Genomic DNA, 24,414 nt, shown 5'->3' on the forward strand with positions numbered 1-24,414 from the left:
ATATTTTACGCCAACAGCCAGACTTTTTGAAGTCTGGCTGTAATTTTTTGAACCGAAAAGAGATTGTGTATGAATAATATTAAAGATTTTATCAGCTTAATGTATTCGCTTTTGGAAAAGTGAAAAAGAATAAGAGATATTTCATTGTGATTTTGTATTTCAGACGGTATAATCAAGGAAGATAATGCGCAAGATAATACGGAAGATAATATGCAAGATAATGCGGAAGATAGTGTGTAAGATAATGGAGGCGATTGCATGGGAGATTACAAACCACCTTTCACGGTAACAGATAAGATGATTTCGTATATATCGTCTATTTCTGAAAAAATTGGTCGTATTACAGTAACGAACAGTCTGGTATCCAAACCTCATTTGAGAAAAAATAATCGAATTCAATCGATACATTCTTCGTTGAAGATTGAAGCAAACTCTCTTTCTTTGGGACAGGTAAGAGATATTATTGATGGGAAAGCTGTATTAGGAGAGCAGAAAGAAATACAGGAAGTAAAAAATGCATATACTGCTTATGAAAGATTTTCTGAAATCGATCCGTATAATATAAAGAGTCTGAAGCAATTTCATGGAATTATGACAAAATACGTTGTTGAAGAATCCGGTGATTTTCGTTGTGGTGAAGAAGGCGTTTTTAATGGGGGACAATGCATTTTCATGGCTCCTCCGGCACAGTTTGTTCCGCAGTTGATGGAAGAATTATTTGATTGGATGAAGAAGGGGAAAGATAACCTACATCCGTTAATTTTGGGCTGTGTCTTTCATTATGAATTTGTTTTTATACATCCTTTTTCGGATGGAAACGGGAGAATGGCGAGATTATGGCATACTGCAATTCTATCAAAATGGAAATCGGTGTTTGAATATATTCCAATAGAAAGCCAGATTGAGAAGTTTCAAAATGAATATTACGATGCAATCTCGAGATGTCATGTAGAGGGAGAATCTACAATTTTTATTGAATTTATGTTATTCCAGATAGACAGGATTTTAGAAGATATCGCGAATCGAATTGACGAAGAAAGCGGAGTGTTTACAGAATATATAAAGAAATTACTTTCAGTTATGGAATATGGCGTTCCTTATACAAGTGTTGCGTTAATGGAAAAAGTGGGATTGAAATCCAGAGAGGGATTCCGTAAAAATTATCTGCGTCCGGCAATTGAATCGAACTTGATCCGGATGACAATTCCCGATAAACCTAACAGCAGAAATCAGAGATATGTGAAAGTCTAAGCAAAAATGTCGCCTTTTTAATCTGTCTATGTCGTCTTGCGACCTTTTCTGTTTTTAAGAAAATTGATAAGCTGATAAATGTAAGAAAAGAAATAAAAACGATAGATCGACGAGGAGGTTTATCATGAGATCTTTGGGAAGATGGATCACGAACGGGACGGCGAAACCGTTTTGGGCAAGAAAAGTATTTGAGATAGAAAAAGCGGTGAAATGCGCGACGGCAAAAGTCTGCGGTCTGGGGCAGTTTCATTTTTGGATGAATCATGAGAAAGTGGAGGATCATGAACTGGATCCGGGGTGGACGGATTACCGAAAACTGATCCAGTATGTGACCTTTGATGTGACGGAGCAGCTTCATTCAGGGGAAAATGTGTTGGAAGTGGAGGTTGGAAACGGTTGGTTCCATAAGATGGATGAACATTACAGTTTTCATTTTCCGAAATTTATGCCGCCGAATCCGAATCCATACCGCCCGTTTGGGGAAGAACTTGTGCTGGCGCTGGAACTGCGGATCGTCTATGAGGACGGGACAGAATCGGTGCTTCATGCAGATGATTCATTTCAGGTGAGAAGACATCCGGTTGTGATGAGCAATGTCTATGGTTCGGAGACGATCGACGGACGGCTGTTCGAGGCGGAAGCGTCGGAATGGGAACAGGCGGTTCTTGTGCCAAAAGAGAAAGAGCCAACCGGAAGACTGACAGAGCAGTGTCAGCCTCCCGTGAAAGTGATCCGATCGTATGCGTGCGAATGTCTCGGAAATGTAAACGGACGTGAGATTTATGATTTCGGACAGAATATGTCCGGAATACTGGAGTTTGAAGTGTTCGGAAAACGCGGCGATGAAGTGCGGATCTATCCGGCTGAGAAACTGGCAGAAAACGGTGATGTCGACCAGATGGCGAAAGGCTGGGTGAATCTGGATTCCTGCATTACCTATATCATCGGGGGAGATGACCGGTGGGAGAAATGCCGGATGAAATTTACTTATTTTGCAGGGCGTTACGTTGCGGTTGAGCGGGTGCATGGACAGGAGACACGGCAGGCGGGATCGGAAATACGGATTCGGAATGTGACTGCCCACGCGATCAGCAGCGCGTGGAAGACGGACGGTACATTTTCCTGTGATGACAAACGTTATGAGCAGATTTACAGTCTTGTGGAAAAAGCGGTGGAAGCCAATATGGTCAGCGTACATACCGACTGTCCGACGATCGAGCGTTTTGCATGGCAGGAACCGAATCATCTGATGGCGCCGTCGATCTTCTATATGAAAGACGGACGGAAATTGTGGGAGAAGTTCCTGTTGGATATGCGGACGGCACAGCATACGGCGGACGACTATTTTCTGGATATGGAGGGGAATCCGTATTATCCGGGCGAGGGGCTGATGCCATCTCAGTGTCCGTGCTATTTTCCGAATGTACTTCCGGTTCCGGGACTGGGAGACTTTTATGATATTATTCCGTGGGGAAGCACCTGTATTTTGGGAACGTATTGGCATTATCTGTTTTACGGTGATAAGCAGATCATCGAAGCGAATTACGAAGCCGGAAAACGGTATCTGGAACATCTGAAAATGAAAGTAAATGCGGACGGATTTTTAAATCATGGGCTTGGCGACTGGGGCAATCCGAAAAATGAACTTGTGCGTGAAAATATTGAGACAGCATTTTTGTACGCGGATGCGAAGACGCTTGCTTATTTTGCCGAGGTGCTGGGATATGCCGAAGAAAAGCGGCAATTAGAAAGATATGCGGATCAGGTGAAAGAGAATTATAATGAAAAGCTGCTTGTGTGGAACGAGGAATTAAACGGCTGGTGCTACCGGGCGTGGGATCATCCGGACGAACTGTTCCTGACACAGGCGGCAGAAGCGCTGCCGCTTTACTGGGGGATGGTTCCCGAGGGAAAAGAGGCGGATGTTGTTCGGGCGTTCCGACATACGTTGGAACAGGAAAGCGCATTGATCAGCGGGGAGATCGGACTGCCGTATGTGATCCAGACTGCGCGGAAATATGGTATGAGCGATCTGATCTGCCGCTATATTTTACGGGACGAACATCCGAGTTACTATGCGTTTGTACTGGATGGAGAGACGACGCTGGGCGAATATTGGGAAAAGAATCCGAGAAGCCATTGCCATGATATGATGGGGCACATTGTGGAATGGTATTATAACGGAATCGCGGGAATCCAACCGCTGAAGCCGGGATTTGAAAAAATCTGTATCTGCCCGTATCTGCCGGAAAGTATGCATGAATTTGCATGCAGTTATGAATCTGTCCGGGGAACGATCCGCGTGCAGGTGAAAGATTGCGGAGAAGAGGTGGAACTGACTGTACAGGTTCCGGAACAGATTGAATTTGAGATCGATCTGACGGAACTTGCACGGAGAGGAAAAGAGATCGTGTGGAAGCGCATTTAGCGCTTCCGATCCGATTGCTGCGCACGAAATTCCATCGGCGTAATGCCGTAATATTTTTTAAATACTGCGCGGAAATTTCCTGTGTCGGAGTAGCCCAGCTCCTCGGCGATCGCAGCGACCGGAAGATTCGGATTGGAAAGCAGACGAGCGGCATGGTTCATTTTCAACTTGAGGATATTTTCACTGAAACTCATGCCGGTACTTGTCTTGATGATCCGCTGGAGCTGGCGTTCGCTGTAATTGAAAAAAGCGGCGAGTTCCTTGAGCGAAACGGTCGTAAAATGTTCCTGCATATATTTTAAAATATAGACGAGATTCTGGTCTTTGTCACTGTCAGTCAGCGCCGGAACGAATACATTTGCTCCGTGATTCCGCAGAAGAACGATAAAAAACGCATTGATAATGGAATTGAGCATCCGTTTTCTGTATTGACGGCTGCTTTTGTACTCTTCGTAGGCGTAGCCGACGTAGTTGAGCGCTTCCGTATCGCCGTTTGTGGAAAAGAGCAGGAACGGATGCGTTTTGGAATTGTACAGCGTCCGCATGAAAAAATCGGACAGAATATCATTTTCCGAGAGCGTGCCGAAAAATGCGGTTTCAAACGTACTGATCCTCAAAATGATATTGAAGATCACGCTGTCATCCGAAAACGCACTGACAGCGTGCGGCGTATCCGGCGCGATGATGCAGATGTCGCCGGCTTTCATTTGGATTTTCTGTTCCAAAATGTAGTTGGTGCAGCTTCCCTCCATCACGCAGACGACTTCCAGAAATGCATGTTTGTGCCAGGTGCACGGAAGATAGCGGAGGTGCTGATAAATTTCGCAGTCCAGATCTTTGTGGAAAAAAGAATCTTCGTTCAGCGTTGTGGCGAGCAGACTCGGGAGCGGGTCCGATGTGGTCTGACTGGCTTTCAAAAGAATGTCCCGGCAGGATGCGACTTCGTGAGGAAGATCCAGCTGACGTGAGGGATTCTGTGCATGGAGTGATTTGAAAACCGATTCTAACGGGCGCAGATCGGTATTGATTTCGTGGGTATAGTGGTCGGTAAATTTCATAGTGCAGCCTCCGTGGCGTAATGTTTGATAGATGATATAGTGAAAAACAGTATCCGGATTCATGGAGCGTAATCTGGGTTCAGTATAAAACAGGGGGGAGAACCTGTCAAATGGAAAAGGAGTGTGGAAAAATGAGAGAATTTAAAAACAGAAGAAATCCGATTTTGCCGTTGGAATTTCATATTCCGGACAGTGAAGCGCATGTGATGCCGGATGGAAAATTATATTTATATGGAAGCTTTGATGATCGGGAGGACGTATACTGCAGCGATCGGTATCGGGTTGTGTCCACGCCGGATATGGAACATTGGACGATCCACGACGTATCGCTTACCGGGCAGGAGATTCCGTGGTTCAACGACCCGGATGCGCCGAAATATCAAGGCATCGACTGGACACATCCGACTCCGTTTATCCGGAAGATGTTGGAAAATATGGCGGCAGACGGCGAGGATATGAAAGAGCAGTTTGAGAAAGCGGCGGAAAATGAAAAACCACCGCTGTTGTTCGCGCCGGACTGTATCGAAAAAGACGGGAAATATTATCTGTATTTTTGTATGACTGATGACAGTGAGGGCGTGGCAGTTTCGGATCGCCCGGAGGGACCGTTTACAGATCCGGTCCAGCTTCCGTGCGGCGGGATCGATCCGGCGATCTTTATCGATGATGACGGGCAGGCATATTATTATTGGGGACAGCTTTTTTCCCACGGTGTGAAGCTGAATGAGGATATGATCTCATTTGATGAGGGTGCGGTTGTACATGATCTTGTGACCGAGGAAGAACATTATTTCCATGAGGGATCTTCCATGCGGAAAATCAGGGATACTTATTATTATGTCTATGCAGACATGGAGAGAGGAAAGCCGACGGCGCTTGGATACTCAACCGGAAAATCGCCGCTCGGACCATTTACCTATCGGGGAATTGTGATCGACAATGACCATTGCGATCCGGAAAGCTGGAATAATCATGGTTCGATCGAATGTGTGAACGGACAGTGGTATGTATTTTATCATCGCTGTAGCCGTGGAACGCAGCGTTACCGGAGACTTTGTGCGGAGCCGATCACGATCAATCCGGACGGTACGATCGACGAAGTGAAAATGACGTCCCAGGGCGTAGGCAATCCGTTTGCACCGGGCGAGACGATGATGGGATATCAGGCATGTGAGCTGCATGGAAAAGTTTATATCGGTGTGGAGGAACAGTTGAAAGACAGCGCCGGAAATTGTTATGAAGAGAAATTGACGAATCTTCATGCCGGGGATGAGATTTATTTCCGTTATGTGGAGAGTGCAAAAGACTGGACGAAAGTACGCCTGATAACTGCAGGAAGCGGAAAAGTCACCGTGTGGATGAACGGGAAGATTGCGGGAAGTATTACGGTTGAGGGAAAGACGGGAATAACGAAGCTGACAGAGGCGGAGATCGGGATGCCGGTGGGACGATATGAGGTTGTGTTGAAAGTGGATGCAGCTGAGGGGATGGAAATCTTCGAGGTGACGGTGGAGTAGGAGATTTTTATTCAAACATGAAGCATCCGATTTTGTTTTGGAGTACAAGGCAAAATCGGATGTTTTGTTGTTTAGACAGCACCCAAAGCAAACACTGGTTTAAAAGTGTTTGCTTTGGGGAAGAAAAGACTTATAATAGAGAAAATGACGGAGGAGGACGTGTGATATGGGAAAGCTGGAAACATCCGGGATTCGTCCGATCGTAATAAAAGAGATTACAGAGTTTGCGAAAGAATATGGTTTAAAAGAAGTCATATTGTTTGGTTCAAGGGCAAGGGGCGATTATGAGCGGGCAAGCGATATCGATCTGGCGGTGAGGAGTGGAAGAATCGATGAATTTACAATTGCAGTAAAAGAAGAGACATCTACACTTTTAGATTTTGATGTGATCGATCTGGAACAGCCGCTGCAGGAAAAGTTAAGAGATTCGATTCGGAGAGAGGGAGTATTGATTTATGAAACGACATGACACATATTTATGATGGGGATGCGGCGAAAAGATTAGTGCGTCTCATTATTGAGCAATATATTCCGACATTCGTCCGATTGAGGGAAGAGATCCATTTGCGATATAAAAACTGTTTGGACGAAATGTAAAAATCCTGTCGAACGCATCTGACACCAAATGCTAAATTCAGCCTTTTCTCTATGCTATGCTTGAGAAAAAATTTAGCAGAGGTGAATGAAATGGAAAGACAGATACCAAAAAACGTACGTCAGATAGGAAATGTAAGCGGATCACCGAAAATATATGTAGAAGATTATGTAGACACATTTTTTACGCAATTATGCGAGAAAGCGGGAGAGACTCCGATCGGCGCGTTCCTCGTCGGGGATTTTCAGAAGACGGACGAGGAAGAATACGTCTATATTTACGGCGCGGTCCAGATGCACGAATTGAAAATGTCAGGGAAAGATTACCTGATCGACGAAGATACATGGAAACATGCGTATGAGGACTGCAAACAGTATTTCGAGGACGGAGAGATGCTCGGATGGTTTGTAGCACATGCGGGCGTGCCGCTGGATCTGGAGGATGCGGTTGTAAAACTGCATAAAAAATCATTTCCGCGGGAAAATTCTGTTTTTATCATGAAAGATCCGGTGGAGCAGGAAGAAAAATATTTCGTGCATCAGATGAACGATCTTCTGGAGATCTCCGGTCATTATACATATTATGAGAAAAATCCCTGTATGCAGAATTATATGATCTCCTGCAGAAAAAAGAACGGGGTGTGTCCCACGGAAACTGTGGAAGATCGAGCGGCAAAGGATTTCCGCAGCATTGTGCGCGATCGCGGAGGGCGGAAGCATCAGAGGAAGACAAGCCGTCTGATGTATGCGATGAGTACCTGCCTTGTGTTGATCGTGCTTGTTATGGGCGTTGTTACGATGAACAATATGGACAAGATGAAAGCGGTACAGTCGGCGCTCCATGAGATGTCCGGAGATTCGGAAAAAGAAACGAAGATTGTAAAGGAGAACGGAAAGGATGCCGTATTGGACGGAACAGATACCGGAGAACTGACGCAGGTGTCCTCGGGAAATGTGCAGTCTGAGGGGATTCCGGAAGTATCCGGCGGCGATCCGGCAGCGGAGGATGCCGGGACAGCGCAGCAGGGAGCAGGTGACGGAAGTACGGAAACAGGCGATTCGGCGGCAGATGGCAGTGTGATACCGGAAGGCGATCCGGCGGCAGACGGCAGTGTGGTACCGGAGGGCGAAGCGGCAGGCGATCATATGACCGGAGGCAGTATAACAGGAGGCAGTGTGACCGGAGGCGACGCGCCTGCAGGAGAGACTTTTAACGGTAGCGACGGCGTTTATATTGTGGAAGAGGGAGACACACTGGCGATCATCAGCCGGAAGATGTACGGAGATATCAGCCATGCCGACGCGATCAGCCGGATGAACGGTCTGACGGACGGAAATTTGATTTACATAGGTCAAAAATTGCTATTGCCTTAAAATGATGCTATACTACTATCACGAAAAAGAACGAGACAAGGAAAAAGATCGGGAAGAAAGAGACAAGGGGTAGAAGATGGCTCAAAAGAAAAATCCGAATCTGCGGCTGATGAAGCCGCTGAATCTGGAAGAAATGAAAAAGAAAGCGGGGCAGTACCGGAGAAGCCGGGCGAAGAAATGGCTGACCGGGATCGTTCTGGGCTCGATGATGATATTCGGAACCGGGATGCTGATCGTGAATCATCCGTATGATACCGTGTACAGTACGTCTTCTTATAAACGGGAGACGGCGGACAGCAACCAATATGCGGCATTTGGAAAAGGGATCGTGCGTTACAGCCGGGATGGGATCACTTATCTGACGCGGAAAAATGAGGAGCGCTGGATCTGGCCGTCCCAGTTTAAAAATCCGGAGATCGATATACAAAAGAATGTGTTTGCCGTGGGTGATATCGGCGGAAATGCGATCCAGGTCTTTACAGAAGACGGTGTAAAAGGGGAGATTGAGACGACGCTTCCGATAGAAATGTTTTCAGTTTCGGATCAGGGGATTGTGAGCGCTGTCTTAAAAAATGAAAATGCACCGATGATCGTGACCTATGACGCGGCGGGAAACATTCTTGTGGAAAATCAGGTATCGGCATCCGGCAACGGCTATCCGACCGCGCTGGAGATGTCGCCGGACGGAACCGTACTGATGGTTTCCTATCTTTCTTCCGAGGGCGGAGCACTGAAGTCCAAGGTGGTCTGCTATAATTTCGGGGAGACAGGGAAGAAAGAAAGCGACAGACAGACCGGATCGGAAGAATATGCGGATGTGATCATTCCGGAGATTTATTTTATGGGGGCATCCAGAGCGGTTGCGGTCAGTGACAAATCGTTCGTCGTTTACGAGGGCGGACAGAATTTGAAAAAGAAAACGGAAATCCAGATCGGGCAGGAGATCAAAAGCTCGTTTCACACCGATCAGTATATTGGATTTGTCCTGCTGAATAAAGATAAATCCGGTTACGAAGTCCGGCTTTACAATAAGAATGGGAAAATGCTCATGAACCGGGAGCTGACCGGAGAGTACAGTAATGTACAGATGGTTGGCAATGAGATCATTCTGTATGAGGGCTCGAAGTGCTGTATCATCACAAGCACGGGCGTTCCGAGATTTAAAGGAGACTTGAAAGTAGATGCGCTTGCAGTGATCCCGGTCAATGGATTCAATAAATATCTCGTGATGAGTGCGAATGAGCTGCGGGTGATCCACCTTGCGATATAGGAGAAACAAAGGATGAATAACTGGTTATTGATAGTAGTGGGAGTGATTTTTCTTGTCGGCATGGTCGTGGGAGGGATCCGCGGATTTTTTAAGATCGGATTGTCTCTGCTTTCCTCCGTGCTGACGATCATTCTTGTGATTTATTTGTCGCCGTATGCGGCAGATGCATTGGTGAAATATACTCCGGTGGATGAGATGATCGAAGAAAAATGCATCGAAATGTTTATGCCGGAATTATCGGCGGATCTGTTTGAGGGGAAAGACCTGACCGGTACGCCGCTTGCAGGCATCGATCCGGAGCAGTTCCAAAATATGTCGGATCTGGATCTGAGCAGGCTCGGGATCACTGCGTCGGATGTGGTAAAAGCATTGGGAGAGATTCCAAAGGATCAGCAGATCAAGGAACTGGAGGAGTCCAATCTTCCTCAATTTTTAAAAGACGCGCTTCTGGAAAATAATAACACAACGATTTACGAAGAACTGGGAGTGCAGACTTTTGCCGCCTATGTGGCGTCGTACATTTCAAGGATGGTGATCAAGATTTTGTCGTTCCTTGTGACGTTTATTGTGGCAGTGATCATTGTCAGAGCGCTGATGGCAGCGGTGGATATTATCGGAGAACTTCCGGTGATCGGGTTTTTCAATCATCTTGGCGGTGTGGCGCTGGGCGGCGTGATCGCACTTCTGATCGTCTGGGTCGGATTTCTTGTGCTGACGCTTTTGTATTCGACGGAAGCAGGAAAGACATGTTTTGATCTGATCGAGCAGAGTGAGATCCTGACATTTTTATATGAGAAGAATCTGCTGCTGGCGAAATTACTGTCGTTTCAATAAAAAGAGAAAGCTTTTCTAACAAAAGGTAACAGGTACAGGGGTGCGGTATGATCAGAATAGCGGTCGTGGAAGACGAGGAATATTATGTAAATCAACTGACCGGGTATTTGAACGAATATCAGAAAACAGAAAAAGAAGAACTGGATATTACGGTTTACCGGGACGGAGATGCGGTCACTGCGGAATATAAGTCGCAGTTTGACATTATCCTGATGGATATCCAGATGAAATTTGTGGATGGGATGACGGCGGCGGAGGAGATCCGGAAAATGGATTCCGAGGTCGTCATTATCTTCATTACAAATATGACGCAGTATGCGATACGCGGATATGAAGTTGACGCTCTGGATTATGTGCTGAAGCCGGTGTCTTATTTTGCATTCAGTCAGAAATTAAAGCGGGCGGTGTCCCGGATCAAAAAGCGGAGCAGTAAATACATCACGCTTGCGGTAAAAGGCGGCGTGATCCGGGTCGATCTGGATGATATTTATTATGTGGAAAGCGCGGGACACAATCTGCTGTACCACATGGGAAATGCGACGCATTTGACGTCCGGCACGATGAAATCGGCGGAGGAACAGCTTGCAGAGTATGGATTTTCCCGGGGGAATACCTGTTATCTCATCAATCTGGCACATGTGGATGGGATTCAGGATAAATGTGCGGTCGTGAAAGGCGAAAGGCTGCAGATCAGCCGACCGAGGATGAATGCGTTTATGCGGGAACTGACAAGGTACTGGGGGGAATTGAAATAATGGAAACCGTTGTAAATATCGTACTGCCGGATATTCCGAGGATTTATACGGCGCTGGCAGAATGGCTGGCGTGCCTGATCTGTATCTCGGAAGTGAAACGGCGCATCGGGGGCTGGAAGCTGGCAGGCATTTCGATCGGGATGCTGTGTGTGCAGTCGGCATTTTTGTATCTGACGGTCGATGCGGAGGGAATCTGGTGGATGGTCTGTATGGCGGTGGCGGTCGCATTTATGTATGGATTTCTTGCCGTTTGCTGTGATATCAGTCTGAAAGATACGGGATATTATTGTGTGAGGGCTTTTGTTACGGCAGAGCTGGCGGCGTCTTTGGAATGGCAGTTGGACTGCTTTGGATTTTTTACATGGGGATGGACACAAGTCTGGATCCGGGGCGGTCTTCTGATCATCATTTATGCGTTGGTCTTTTTCGTGAGCTGGTTCTGCTACCGCAAATATGAAAATCAGGAAGAGGCGATCCAGGTGACGGGGAAAGAACTGATCTCCTGTGTGATCATCGGTCTTGCGGTGTTCCTGATCAGTAATCTTGGGTTTGTATCATTGACGACGCCGTTTGGCGGAAGAGGAGCGGCGGAGATCTTTAATGTGCGGACGCTTGTGGATCTGGGAGGTGTTGCGATCCTTTATGCATTTCATGGGCAGAGGGTGGATCTGCGAGTGCGGCATGAACTGGAGAGTGTGCAGAATATCCTGCATAATCAGTATGTACAGTATCAACAGTCGCAGGAAGCGATGGATCTGATCCATTATAAATATCATGATCTGAAGCATCACATCATTGCGCTCCGGGCACAGGAAAATGCGCAGCAGCGGGACGCCTATCTGGATAAGATGGAAGAGGAGATCCGGAATTTTGAGGCGCAGAACCGGACGGGAAACGAGGTGCTGGATACACTGTTGAATTCCAAGATGCTGCAGTGCATGAAGAAAGATATCTCAATGACATGCGTGGTGGATGGAACATTATTTGATTTTATGGATGCGATGGATATTTGTTCTATTTTCGGAAATGCGTTGGATAATGCGATCGAATATGAGGAGACGGTCGCAGAGAAAGAGAAGCGCCTGATCCATGTGACGGCGCATGCACAGAAGAATTTTCTGATCGTGCGGTTTGAAAATTATTGTGAGGAGCAGATGGAATTTACGAAAGTGTTTCCGGCAACAACGAAGAGAGATACGCAGTTCCACGGATATGGTCTGAAAAGTCTGCGGTATACGGCGCGGAAATATGGCGGCGAAGTGGATATCAATGCGGAGGAAAACTGGTTTGTGCTGAAAGTATTGATACCGATGAAGATGAGAGAAGCATGAACAGATCATATATAAGAAAATCGTATATCAGAAAAAGAACGTTTGGGTTTGTATGAAGTGGACAAAATCAAACGTTCTTTTTTGTGAATATTATACAATGAAATTGCAGATTATGCAGGAAAAGCACAGATTATGCAGAATTTCGTTTTGAGGAAATATTTCTGATAAGATATAGTTACATGAAACGGGCACGCAAAAAACGTGCCGGGTTGCTATCATGAATGAAAAAAGGGAGGAAAGAGAGATGTTAGCAATTAATATCGAAGACGTGATCAACGTCTTAAATTCCTGCAAGTCGTATCTGATCGCACTTGGTGTGATCTTGGCACTTGTAGTGGTCATTACGATCGCAGTGATGAAACTGCCGAAACCGAAAAAGAAATTTATCCGCTCACAGAGCTGGATCGCATTTCTTCTGGCGGTTGTTGTGATCGTGAACATGATCTGCTGGGGACCGATGTCCAGCATGATCTCACTGGCAACAGAAAAGAATGATATTCAGAAAGAGACGTCGGATGCTGCAACAGCACTGTGTGAACAGATTGCAGACGAGGGAATCGTACTTCTGAAAAATGAGAACGGCAGACTTCCGCTTGAGGAGGGAACAAAGCTGAATGTATTTGGCTGGGCTTCCACAAACCCGGTATATGGCGGAACAGGATCTGGCGGACTTTCCGATGCATATCCGACAGTCTCCTTATTAGAGGGACTTGAGAATGCAGGATTTGAAGTAAACGGTGAACTGGTTGATTTTTACAAGAATTTCCGGGAGACACGTCCGACAGTCGGAATGTGGGGACAGGACTGGACGATTCCGGAGCCGACGATCGAGGAATATGACGAGGCGGGAATTTTTGAGTCTGCAAAAGAGTATTCCGATACCGCAGTTGTCGTTATTTCACGTTCCGGCGGAGAGGGAGCGGATCTCCCGACAAGCCTGGATCCGGAAGTGGAAGATACATTCGAAGCAGGAGATGCATTCGGCGCATCCGGACTTCGGATCAGTGATCAGAAAGACGATCTGGACGCATCCAAACATTTCCTGGAGCTGACGAACAGAGAGCAGGCAATGCTGGACCGTGTTGCGGCAGATTATGAGGACATTATTGTTGTTGTGAATGCGGCAAATGCAATGGAGCTCGGATTCGTTGACGAATACGAGCAGATCAGCAGCGTACTGTGGTGCCCGGGAACCGGTCAGTCAGGATTTAATTCGCTTGGATCTATTTTAAAAGGAGAGACGAATCCGTCTGCAAAGACAAGCGACACGTTTGTAAGAGATCTGACAAAGACACCTACATACAACAACTTCGGATTCTTTGCATATGACAATATGGACGAGTTTGAAGTGGATGGTTTTGTGCCGAATTTTGTAAACTATACAGACGGAATCTATGTGGGATACCGTTTCTATGAGACAGCGGCGGAAGAAGGGCTGATCAATTATGAAGAAATGGTACAGTATCCGTTTGGTTATGGACTTTCCTATACGACATTTGAACAGAAAATGGGAGAGTTGGAAGTAAAAGACGGTACGATTTCCGTTGACGTAACTGTTACAAATACAGGGGATGCGGCAGGAAAAGACGTCGTAGAGATTTATTATAACCCGCCGTATACAAACGGAGGAATCGAGAAAGCATCTGTAAACCTGATCGGATTTGAGAAGACAGAAGTTCTGGAGCCGGGTGAGAGCGAAACCGTTACCGTGACATTTACGGAAGAGGATATGGCGTCTTATGACGACATCAATGCAAAAGCATATGTGTTGGAAGCAGGAGATTATGAAATCTCTCTCCGCACAGATTCACATACCGTTGTAGATACCAAAACACATACGGTAGACGAGACGATCACATACAGCGGTGAAAACGGACGTTCTACGGATGAGACAACGGCAACAAACCAGCTTGATTTTGCAAACGGAGACGTGACTTATCTTTCCCGCGCAAATGGATTCGCAAATTATGCAGATGCGACTGCGGCGCCGACCAACTTTACAATGTCGGAAGAAGACAAAGCTACGTTCATGAACAACAGCAATTATAATCCGGAAGATTATAATGACGAGTCGGATGAAATGCCGACAACAGGCGCGAAAAACGGACTGGAACTGGTAGATCTCAGAGGCGTGGACTATGATGATCCACAGTGGGATAAACTTTTGGATCAGCTGACGGTCAGCGAGATGGATACGATGATCGCACTTGGCGGTTATCAGACGTCCGCAGCGAAGAGCGTCGGAAAGATCCAGACGATCGATTGTGACGGACCGGCGTCGATCAACAATAACTTTACCGGAACCGGCTCTATCGGATTCCCGTCAGCGGTGATCATTGCAAATACATGGAATGTTGACATCGCGGACGCATTCGGACAGAGCATCGGTAAGATGGCGGACGAGATGGGCGTATCCGGATGGTATGCACCGGCTATGAATATCCACAGAAGCGCATTTGCAGGACGTAACTTCGAGTACTATTCAGAAGATCCGTTCCTTTCCGGAAAAATTGCAACGGCAGCGGTTGCAGGAGCAGAAAAAGAGGGCGTATATGCGTATCTGAAACATTTTGCGCTGAACGATCAGGAGACAAACCGTACAAATCAGCTTTGTACATGGTTCAATGAGCAGTCAGCCCGTGAAATTTATCTGAAGCCGTTTGAAATGTGTGTAAAAGAGGGTGGAGCAAAGGCAGTGATGTCCGCGTTCAACTTCTATGGAACAGAGCCGGCAGGAGCAAGCTCCGAGGTATTGAACAACATTCTTCGTGACGAATGGGGATTCCGCGGATTTGTCCTGACAGACTACTATGGAGTATACGGTTATCAGGATGCCGACCGTATGATCCGTAACGGAAATGACTGTATGCTCGTTGCATATGATACAGAGACAAACCATCTGACAGACCAGAAGAGCGCGACAAGCGTGCAGGCAATGCGTCAGGCATGCAAGAACATTATGTATACGGTAGTAAACAGCCGTGCATATGATGCTGAAAATTTTGAAACAGGTCTGCTGACATGGCAGATCGCAGCGATCGTGATCGACGTGATCCTGGCAGCAGGATTGATCGTGCTTGAGATCGTGGCGATCAAAAAATTCAAAAAGAGAAGCGCCGAAGTTGTAAAAGCCGCTTCAAATGCAGAGAAAGAATAATTTCAGAATATCTCATGAAAAAATGAGTAAATAAATGAGTTGGAAGACGGAGAAAGAATCGGGAGAGATCCCGATTCTGCTTCCGTATAGGGAGATGAAAACGTTCGTACAGGGGATTACAGGAGGGACAAAATTGAAACATCGCGATATCATAGATAAAATGACATTGGAAGAAAAAGCCGCATTTCTAAGCGGGAAAAATGTGTGGCAGACAAGAGATTACAGCCGGCTTGGCCTGCCGTCGATCTTCTGTTCCGACGGACCTCACGGGATCCGTAAACAGGCGGGAGCCGGGGATCATCTTGGGTTAAACGCATCTCTTCCGGCAACTTGCTTTCCGACCGCGGCGACAGTTGCAAACAGTTGGGATGAACGGCTGGGTGAGGAATTAGGCGAAGCACTCGGAGAGGAAGCGGCGACACAGGAAGTGAACGTGCTTCTCGGACCGGGGCTGAATATGAAACGCAGTCCGCTTTGCGGAAGAAATTTTGAATATTTTTCCGAAGATCCATATCTGGCAGGAAAAATGGCGGCGGCTTATGTAAAGGGAATCCAGAGCCAGGGCGTGTATGCATGTCCGAAACATTTTGCGGTGAACAGTCAGGAACTGCGCCGTATGGCAATGAACTCCGTATTGGACGAGAGGACACTGCGCGAGATTTATCTGACGGGATTTGAGATTGCCGTAAAAGAGGGCAAGGCGAAATCCATCATGACAAGTTACAACGAAATCAATGGCACATATGCCAATGAAAATAAACATTTATTACAGGAGATCCTGCGAAAAGAGTGGGGATTTGACGGGATCGTCATTACAGACTGGGGCGCATCCAACGACCATGCGGCAGGCGTGGCGGCGGGATCCAATCTGGAAATGCCTGCGCCGGGACTCGATTCCGCAAGGGAAATCCTGCAGGCAATCAAAGAAAAGACACTGACGGAGGAAGAACTGGACGCATGTGTGGACGGACTTCTGGACGCGGTTTTGACATTGAGTGAGAATGCGAAGGGAAAGAAACGCACATTTCCGGAAACGGCGCACCATGATCTTGCAAGACGGGCAGCGGAAGAAAGCGCGGTGCTTCTGAAAAATACCGATGAGATCTTACCGCTGAAAGCAGGATGTAAGGTTGCTGTGATCGGAGATTTTGCGGTGGAACCCAGATATCAGGGAGCCGGATCTTCGATGGTAAATCCGACCTATCTGGAAACGATCGAGAAAGTGATCGGCAATTACGATCTTCAGGTCGCGGGGATCAACAGAGGCTACAAACGGACCGGAGAAGCGGACGAGGCGATGAAAAAAGAGGCGCTGGATCTGGCGGCAGCGGCGGATATTGTTCTGTATTGTTTCGGATTGGATGAGCTGAGCGAATCGGAGGGGATGGATCGTTCCCATATGCGGATCCCGCAGAACCAGATCGAACTTCTGCAGTCGATCGTTCAGGTCAATGAAAATGTAGTCGGACTGCTCAGCGCAGGCGCGTCGATCGAAATGCCGTGGCATTATTGCTGTAAAGCGATCCTGCATGGATATCTGACCGGTCAGGCGGGGGCGAGCGCGATGCTGAACATTCTGACCGGAAAGGTAAACCCATCCGGAAGACTCAGTGAAACTTATCCGCTCCGCTATGAAGATACATCGGCATTCCGGCATTTTCCGAGTACACAGAGAAATTCGGAATATCGGGAAAGTATTTACATCGGATACCGTTATTACGATACAAGCAAGGTCCGGGTACAGTATCCGTTCGGATATGGGCTGTCTTATACGACATTTATGTATTCAGAGCTGAAAGTCGATGCGGACGGAGCAACATTTACATTGACAAATACAGGAAAAATGGACGGCGCGGAAGTCGTACAGCTTTATGTCGGACTTCCGAATGCGATCGTATTCCGACCGGAAAAAGAGCTGAAAGGCTTCCGGAAAGTATTTTTGAAATCGGGTGAAAGCAAAGAAGTCAGAATTGATTTTGACGATAAGACGTTCCGTTATTGGAATGTGAAGACGAACGGATGGGAAGTCGAAGAGGGAATCTATCAGATCATGGTAGGAGCAAGTGTGGCGGACATCAGGCTGGAGGGCAAACTGCAGGTGAGTGGAACGACGGATCGGTATCCGTACAATCCGGCGAAACTTCCTTACTATTATACCGGTATCGTACAGCAGATTTCGGACGAAGAGTTTGAAGAACTTTTAGGGCATCCAATCCCATCGGGAAAGTGGTCCGGAGACCTCGGGATCAATGACGCGATCTGTCAGATGTATTATGCGAAAAGCGGTCTTGCCAGAGTGATATATAAAGTATTGACGACCATGAAGAAAAAAAGTGAAGAAAAAGGGAAACCGGATCTGAATATCCTTTTCATTTATAACATGCCGTTCCGCGGTATTGCGAAGATGACGGGCGGAATGGTCAGTATGGAAATGGTCGAGGGAATGGTGACGGTCGTGAATGGTCATTTCTTAAAAGGAATGAAAAAGATCATCGGCGGATTCTTCCGGAATCAAAAAGCAAATAAAGCGTACGAAGCGAAACTCGCGGAAAAATAGCAGGATGGGAAAACAAAGAACGGGAAAGCAAAGTGCGCGAATGAGGTGAAAGATTAAGAATGAAAGAAAAATGGATGAATATATGGAAATCGTTTGAAGAGAAACATCCGAAACTTTCCAAATGGGTGTATCAGATTTTCTATTTTTTTGTATTCAGTATGGGAGTTACCGTGTTCCAGTATCTGGTATTTACATTTATGCCGGGATGGCTGGGGCTGGAACTCGCGGGGACGGAGTTCATGTGGCCGCAGAAAGAAATGCATATCCTGGGTGTAGATTTTACATGGAGTCTGTTGGGATATAATGTGCTCCGGGATGCAAGGGGTGCGGTGATCATCGGCGGCGGACTCGGATATTTTATCAGTTATGAAGTCGGATCGTTTCTGGCGCAGTGCATCAACTTTCCGCTGCAAAGAAACATTACGTTTAAGAGCAAAGGGAATCCGGTGTATCAGGCAATGTGGTATTTTATTGCCTGGATCGTGATCTCCCTGATCTGTAACGGATTTAACAATCTGTGGATGCCAATCGCGTCGGCATATGTGCCGCCGGCAATCTATAATCTGCTTGTGACGTTCATCACGGGCGGCGTTTCGATGGTGATCTTCTTCTTTGTATTTAAGATCATCTTCCCGGAGGGAGAACCGAAAAAAGAGAAATAGAAGACAGGTAAAAATGTACAATAATATGCAGATTTAAATTCGGCAATCGAATTTAAATCTGCATTCTGTTATATTACAGGAAGAATAATGTGTTGCAGAGAAGCAATAATCGCAATTTAACAGAAAATAAACGCAATGTAAAAAGGGAAAAACTAGTGATAAAATGACTAAGAATCATGATTCCAATTAAATCTCTGTTGTGATAAATGCTGGAATGAGAGTATTTTGGCAGAATTTACTTTTAGAGAAATAAAGATTAAAGGAAATATACTTAAGTATACAGGGAAAAGAAAATGAATACAACAAAATACAACCGTGCAAAAACGTGGCAGATCGCGTTGTTTGCGCTGAATATGATGTCTACGAATATGTATCTTTTTTTTATGAGTTATGTTTCTTATTATGCGAACGGATTGCTTGGGATGTCAGTAGTATTTGTATCAACGCTCGCAACATCGATGAGAATCTTCGACGGCTTTACCGATCCGATCATCGGATGGTTTATCGATCATACAAAGGGAAGATTTGGTAAATTCCGCCCATTCCTTGTAGTCGGAAATCTTTTGCTGATCGTGAGTATGCTTTTGATGTATAAGACGACACATCTTGTGCCGGAAGCGATTCGGATTCCTTATTTTGTCGTAGTTTATGCATTGTATATTATCGGATATACTGTACAGGGAACGGTTACAACGTCTGCGCAGACATTGCTTACAAATGATCCGAAACAGCGTCCGGTTTATGGATTTTTTACAGGATTCTTTATGTTATTCATGCAGACAGGTTTTATGTATCTGATCTCGAATTATCTGGTACCGAAGTATGGCAGCATGAGTTTCCAGTTCTTTGATGAGTTACTTGCATGGGTTATCGTAATTGCATTGATCATGATGGTTTGCGCTTGGATTGCGATCGCACCGAAAGATAAACCGGAATTCTATGAGAACATGGTCACAAAAGAAAATGAAAAAGTTGGTTTTAAGGTATATTGGGAAGTATTGAAACACAATCGTGCACTGCAGATGTTGATTATTTCGGAATCCAGTGATAAGCTTGCGATGAGCATTGCGGGAAATTCTATCGTTGGGGTTATGCTTTTTGGAATTATCATCGGAGATTTTGAAGTAATGGGACGTTTGTCCGTTATCACAATGATTCCGAATATCATTTTACTTGTATTTGGTATTTTAAAAGCGAGAACAGCGGGACAGAAGCATATTTATGTATTAAGTACCTGGTTGTGTACTGCGATTCAAGTTGCGATTTTATTGATTTTCTGTCTGGGGGATCCGACACAGATCGATTTGAAATCATTTAGTTTTATGAATGTATCATTCCTCTTATTATATATTTTGTCAAATGGAATCAGAAATATCGGAAGCAATATGATGATCCCGATGATGGCAGATTGTACGGATTATGAAGTATACAGGAGCGGACATTATGTTCCGGGACTGATCGCTACTGTTTATTCGTTTGTGGATAAACTGATCTCCTCGTTTGCAGCGACGATTGTAGGAATATTCGTTGCAATCCTTGGATATACCAATACGGTGCCTCAGGTTGGTGATGAGCTGACAACAGGTATTTTTGTAGTTACAATGTTGTTGTATAATGGAATGCCTATTTTGGGCTGGGTGATTTCTATCGTCGCTATGAAATTTTATCCGCTGACAGGAGAGAAAATGAAAGAAATCGAGGATCATATTGTGAAAGTAAAAGAGGCTAATGCATCTGAGGTGAAATAATGAGAGAAGAAAACAAACAGATGATTCCTCTGTGGGGACCGTATTCAAAAAAGTATATGGGGATTTCCCGTATTATGAGGGAATCCAGGATACCGGGAGCGAGATGGGATTTAGTCGTATATCCGACATATGCAAACAGTGCGGTCTCTGTTCCGAATGTGACGGTTCCGTCGGATTATCATCCATGGAACTGTGATAATGAGGGGAAATATTTTCGTTATCGCTATGAACTTTTATGGAAAGATATGCTGTATGCAGATGTAGATTTTTTCAGTATTGAGGATGAGACCTGGGGAATCCGGGTCTCTTATCAAAATAATACGGATCGAAATCAGAATTGTCTTCTGAATTTCTTTGCGGCAGAGGAATACCCTCAAAACAGCGTTTATGTGATACATCGTCCGGAGAAGAGTGAAGTCTGGAATGCACTTCAATATGATGAACTGGTTTATGCGAAAAAGAGACCATGGGAGCATTTGAACCATGATGCGATGAAAAAGGGAGAAGTTTTTATCGAAGATTTTACAGATGGAAACGGTCTTGGGGCATCTTATTATATTATGTTAGCTAAGCATTGGGATTTGAAATGGTTCGGCGGAGACCGGGGAGATACGGCAGCATATAAAATACAGCTGAAAAACCGATATAAAAATGCAGTGCTGAGCATTCGTTATAAGACGATGCAAAATCAGGAAAAGGTTTCTTTTACCAGTCGATTTGGATCGGTTGTCTTTGAACCGACGTCGACACCGGCAATGTGCCGGATTCCATTGGGTGCATTGGAAGCGGGAGAATTTCAATTTAGATTGGAAGCAATCGGAACTTTAGGCAACGGAGTTTTTCTTGATTTTTTTGCCATCACAGAGGAAGAAGAGGCAGAAAAAGTGTATGCGGTCAAAGAGATTCGGAATGTGATCCCAAAGATAGAACGGCAGAACGAGCGTGTAAAATATCAGTATAATTATGGAGAAATTCCTATTTATTTTACGATCCAGAACAGACGTATTCGAAATAGGGATCTGTATTCCGGATGTCTGGAAGACGCGTTGATCACACGGATGACCAATTCAGATCAGACATATGATAATCTTACAAAAAGTTTTTCGGGTGCATTTATGGACAAACATTCGGATGAGGGATTTTATCATGCAAGTATGGTGGAGGCGATTTTTCTTCCTGCAAAAAGCCGGCGTGTAGAGTATGCATATGTGAGTACCTGTGAAGAGAAAAAATACACGAACCATGAACTTGAGAAATTGTGGGAGATGCGTGCAAAACCGTGTCTGGAACAGGATAGTCGACATAATCGTGAGGGAAATCAGTATGAGTTTTCCACAAAACTCATGAAAACAGCGATCTTTTCTAACATTGTGTATCCTATTTATCGACATGGCGAATATATTTCGCATTATACGCCGGGAAAACGATGGGACAGTCTTTATACATGGGATTCCGGCTTTATAGGTATCGGTATGTTGGAGTATTCGGAAAAACTGGCGGAATATATCATGGATACATATCTTTCGGAGGCGGATAATCAGGATTTTGCATTTGTATCGCATGGCTCTCTTGTTCCAACACAGTTTTATTTGTTTTATGAAATATTACAGCGGGCAGACAAAGAAAAACGTGAGGATCTTAAGAAATATTATCCGATGTTTTTACGTTATTACCGTTATATGGCGGGAAAAACAGAGGGATCTGCAACAAATAGACTTGGCAGCGGATTGTTGACGGTATATGATTATTTTTATAATGCGAGTGGAATGGATGATTATCCGCCACAAATGGAGATACACCGTCGAAAATTGGAAAAAATCGCTTCCCCGGTATGTTCCAACGTCCATTTTATACGGATTGCAAAAATTATGAAACGGGTTGCGAAATTATTCGGAATGGATTCGGATATAGCTGAATTTGATGAAGATTTGAATCGGGTGAAAGATGTATTTCTGTCTTCTGCGTGGGATGAGGAGAGCGGATATTTTGGATATGTTTTACATCGATCCGACGGGACTCGAGAGATCTTCCGGACAGAATCAGGAGAAAATTTCAATAAAGGGATGGACGGTGTAACACCGTTGATTGCCGGGATCTGTACGGAAGATCAGGAAAAGGAGCTTTTACAGCATCTGAAATCAGATCAGGAATTATGGTCCTGCGTGGGAATATCGACGGTAGATATGAGCGCAAGTTATTTTTATGATAATGGGTACTGGAATGGAAGCGTATGGTATCCATATCAATACTTAATATGGAAAGCAATGCTGGACATAGGGGAGAATGCGTTTGCGTATAAAATTGCGGAGAGAGCACTGACTTCATGGAAGCAGGAAACCGAATTCAGTTACAATACATTTGAGATGATGCAGATTGAAACAGAACGGGGAGGTTGGTTCCACCAATTCAGTGGTTTGTCATCTCCGATCGTAACGTGGTATCATGCTTACTATAAAAAAGGAAGTGTGACGACGGGATATGAAACATGGATTGAAAAGCAGTGGTTTAGTGAAGATTATACGGAAGCCGTAATTCATTACGAGCTTAATGAAAAGAAAAAGAACAGGGTGATCATCGTGATGGATTCCGATTATGATTATCAGGTTTTTGTAAACGGTAAATTAGTGAAGTATGAGGAACATGCAGACGGCGCTCTTGAAATCAGCCTTTCTGAGAAAAAGGGTGAAATTAAGGTAGTAAAGAATGAAGAAATTTTATGATGTCTATACCGGCTATCAATTGATGAGCAGTTCCGGAATGGAAGTGCATTTATATAAGAATGCAGATATGGAAGAAATAGAAACCCATATGCATGATTTTTTTGAAGTTTATTGTCTTTTAGACGGAGAAGCATGCTTTGAGGTTGACGGACACAGTCATCATTTATGCCGGGAAGATATTTGTCTGGTACCGCCGGGAATAAGCCATAGTGAAAAACCGGAAAAAGGAAATTATGAACGGATCATATTGTGGATCAATCCTTGGTATTTGAACAGACTTTCTACACGAAAGACGAATCTGGCACAATGTTTTGTTTCAGTAAAGCAGGAGGGATATCTGTTTCGGGCAGATCCCTCTCACAGAACGACGATTATATCAATATTACTGGAAATGATTCAAGAAACACATGAAAAGGAATTTGGAAAGGATTTATTGAAAGATGCCTGTTTACAGAGGCTTTTGATTTTATTGAATCGTTATGAAAATTTAAATACCATGAAAGAAAAGCAGAATATACAGGAGATTATTCAATATATTAATCAGCGTTATACAGAGGAAATCCGGTTGGATTTTCTCTGTGAAAAATTTTTTATCAGCAAATTTTACCTTTCCAGAAGTTTTGAGAAAACGACAGGGAAAAGTATTTATCAATATATTTTGGAAAAGCGCATGATTTTAGCAAAGCAGTTATTAGTATATGGTGAAAAACCAACAGATATCTATGCAGTTTGTGGATTTAATCATTACAGTAATTTTTATAGAGCGTTTGTGAAATATTATCATGTATCTCCGAAACGGTTTTTGGAGAATATGATGTATGGAGAAAGCGATATACGGTAAGAGAAAATTATAGAAAAGGGGCTGTCGGGAAATAGATAGTTCCAAACAGGGGCAGATTTGACTCGCATGAGTCAAATCTGCCTCTGAAACTTTTCCGTAAAAAGAGAAAAAGATGGCTAACGACAACCATCTCCTCTCCGTTCCATGTTATAATGGAACTATGCAAAAACAAGATTATTATAACGAATTTTTTGAAGTAGGGCAACAGAAAATTAACTTCAGTTTCTTCGAATTGTGTTTAGTGAATTGTAAAAGTAAATTCCATCCCTCACATATAAGCCATGGAATTTATTAATTCTCAAAATAAGTATGGCATT

16 protein-coding genes and 1 pseudogene are annotated in these 24,414 nt (G+C 44.8%); 16 read left to right on the forward strand and 1 reads right to left on the reverse strand.

The genetic code is table 11. The annotated features are described in order from the left end of the window. Nucleotides 1-258 precede the first annotated feature (258 nt). The gene (locus I2H87_RS11635; protein WP_195610070.1) at nt 259-1,251 is read left to right on the forward strand and encodes a Fic family protein; all 993 of its coding nucleotides are present in this window, start codon (nt 259-261) and stop codon (nt 1,249-1,251) included. Nucleotides 1,252-1,375: 124 nt separating this feature from the next. Next, nucleotides 1,376-3,679, forward strand: coding sequence for a family 78 glycoside hydrolase catalytic domain (locus I2H87_RS11640; RefSeq protein WP_195610071.1), 2,304 nt, complete (start codon nt 1,376-1,378; stop codon nt 3,677-3,679). Here I2H87_RS11640 and I2H87_RS11645 read toward each other — a convergent pair. After that, the gene (locus tag I2H87_RS11645) at nt 3,676-4,737 is read right to left on the reverse strand and encodes an AraC family transcriptional regulator (RefSeq protein ID WP_195610074.1); all 1,062 of its coding nucleotides are present in this window, start codon (nt 4,735-4,737) and stop codon (nt 3,676-3,678) included. The two genes, I2H87_RS11640 and I2H87_RS11645, sit on opposite strands and share 4 nt — an antisense overlap. A 131-nt stretch (nt 4,738-4,868) precedes the next feature. On the opposite strand from I2H87_RS11645, the gene I2H87_RS11650 reads away from it, so the two are divergent. From I2H87_RS11650 to I2H87_RS14190, 14 genes and pseudogenes are all read left to right on the forward strand, one after another. Further along, nucleotides 4,869-6,254, forward strand: a complete 1,386-nt coding sequence (locus I2H87_RS11650) for a family 43 glycosylhydrolase (protein WP_195610075.1) — start codon at nt 4,869-4,871, stop codon at nt 6,252-6,254. 166 nt (nt 6,255-6,420) lie between these two features. Next, the gene (locus tag I2H87_RS11655) at nt 6,421-6,723 is read left to right on the forward strand and encodes a nucleotidyltransferase family protein (RefSeq protein WP_117551649.1); all 303 of its coding nucleotides are present in this window, start codon (nt 6,421-6,423) and stop codon (nt 6,721-6,723) included. 218 nt (nt 6,724-6,941) lie between these two features. Beyond that, entirely contained in the window at nt 6,942-8,222 is a 1,281-nt protein-coding gene (locus I2H87_RS11660; protein WP_009268744.1) for a LysM peptidoglycan-binding domain-containing protein, read from the forward strand. A 76-nt stretch (nt 8,223-8,298) separates the two neighbouring features. Next, entirely contained in the window at nt 8,299-9,492 is a 1,194-nt protein-coding gene (locus I2H87_RS11665; RefSeq protein ID WP_009268743.1) for a DUF5711 family protein, read from the forward strand. 12 nt (nt 9,493-9,504) lie between these two features. Then, nucleotides 9,505-10,326: a CvpA family protein gene (locus I2H87_RS11670; protein WP_022151485.1), complete on the forward strand. Its 822-nt coding sequence runs from the start codon at nt 9,505-9,507 to the stop codon at nt 10,324-10,326. Nucleotides 10,327-10,373: 47 nt separating this feature from the next. Continuing rightward, the gene (locus I2H87_RS11675) at nt 10,374-11,081 is read left to right on the forward strand and encodes a LytR/AlgR family response regulator transcription factor (RefSeq protein ID WP_009268741.1); all 708 of its coding nucleotides are present in this window, start codon (nt 10,374-10,376) and stop codon (nt 11,079-11,081) included. Next, nucleotides 10,985-12,412: a GHKL domain-containing protein gene (locus I2H87_RS11680; protein WP_330611579.1), complete on the forward strand. Its 1,428-nt coding sequence runs from the start codon at nt 10,985-10,987 to the stop codon at nt 12,410-12,412. Before I2H87_RS11675 ends, I2H87_RS11680 begins: the two co-directional genes overlap by 97 nt. Nucleotides 12,413-12,656: 244 nt before the next feature. Beyond that, a complete protein-coding gene (locus I2H87_RS11685) occupies nt 12,657-15,569 on the forward strand; it encodes a glycoside hydrolase family 3 N-terminal domain-containing protein (RefSeq protein ID WP_195610077.1) in 2,913 nt (970 codons plus the stop codon). 133 nt (nt 15,570-15,702) lie between these two features. Next, nucleotides 15,703-18,126: a glycoside hydrolase family 3 C-terminal domain-containing protein gene (locus tag I2H87_RS11690; protein WP_195610085.1), complete on the forward strand. Its 2,424-nt coding sequence runs from the start codon at nt 15,703-15,705 to the stop codon at nt 18,124-18,126. A gap of 59 nt (nt 18,127-18,185) precedes the next feature. Then, complete coding sequence (locus tag I2H87_RS11695; RefSeq protein ID WP_009268737.1) at nt 18,186-18,788, forward strand: hypothetical protein; 603 nt, start codon at nt 18,186-18,188, stop codon at nt 18,786-18,788. Between the two features lie 293 nt (nt 18,789-19,081). Further along, nucleotides 19,082-20,536: an MFS transporter gene (locus I2H87_RS11700; RefSeq protein WP_195610079.1), complete on the forward strand. Its 1,455-nt coding sequence runs from the start codon at nt 19,082-19,084 to the stop codon at nt 20,534-20,536. Beyond that, nucleotides 20,536-23,256 carry an MGH1-like glycoside hydrolase domain-containing protein gene (locus I2H87_RS11705; protein WP_195610081.1) on the forward strand — a complete coding sequence of 907 codons (2,721 nt, stop codon included), beginning with the start codon at nt 20,536-20,538 and terminating at the stop codon, nt 23,254-23,256. Before I2H87_RS11700 ends, I2H87_RS11705 begins: the two co-directional genes overlap by 1 nt. Further along, nucleotides 23,240-24,097, forward strand: coding sequence for a helix-turn-helix domain-containing protein (locus I2H87_RS11710; RefSeq protein ID WP_195610083.1), 858 nt, complete (start codon nt 23,240-23,242; stop codon nt 24,095-24,097). Before I2H87_RS11705 ends, I2H87_RS11710 begins: the two co-directional genes overlap by 17 nt. A gap of 160 nt (nt 24,098-24,257) precedes the next feature. Further along, nucleotides 24,258-24,338, forward strand: a pseudogene (locus tag I2H87_RS14190) (transposase); the annotation flags it as partial. Between the last annotated feature and the right edge of the window lie 76 nt (nt 24,339-24,414).

The sequence above is a fragment of the Mediterraneibacter glycyrrhizinilyticus genome (assembly GCF_015560805.1).
GTDB lineage: Bacteria > Bacillota > Clostridia > Lachnospirales > Lachnospiraceae > Schaedlerella > Schaedlerella glycyrrhizinilytica_A.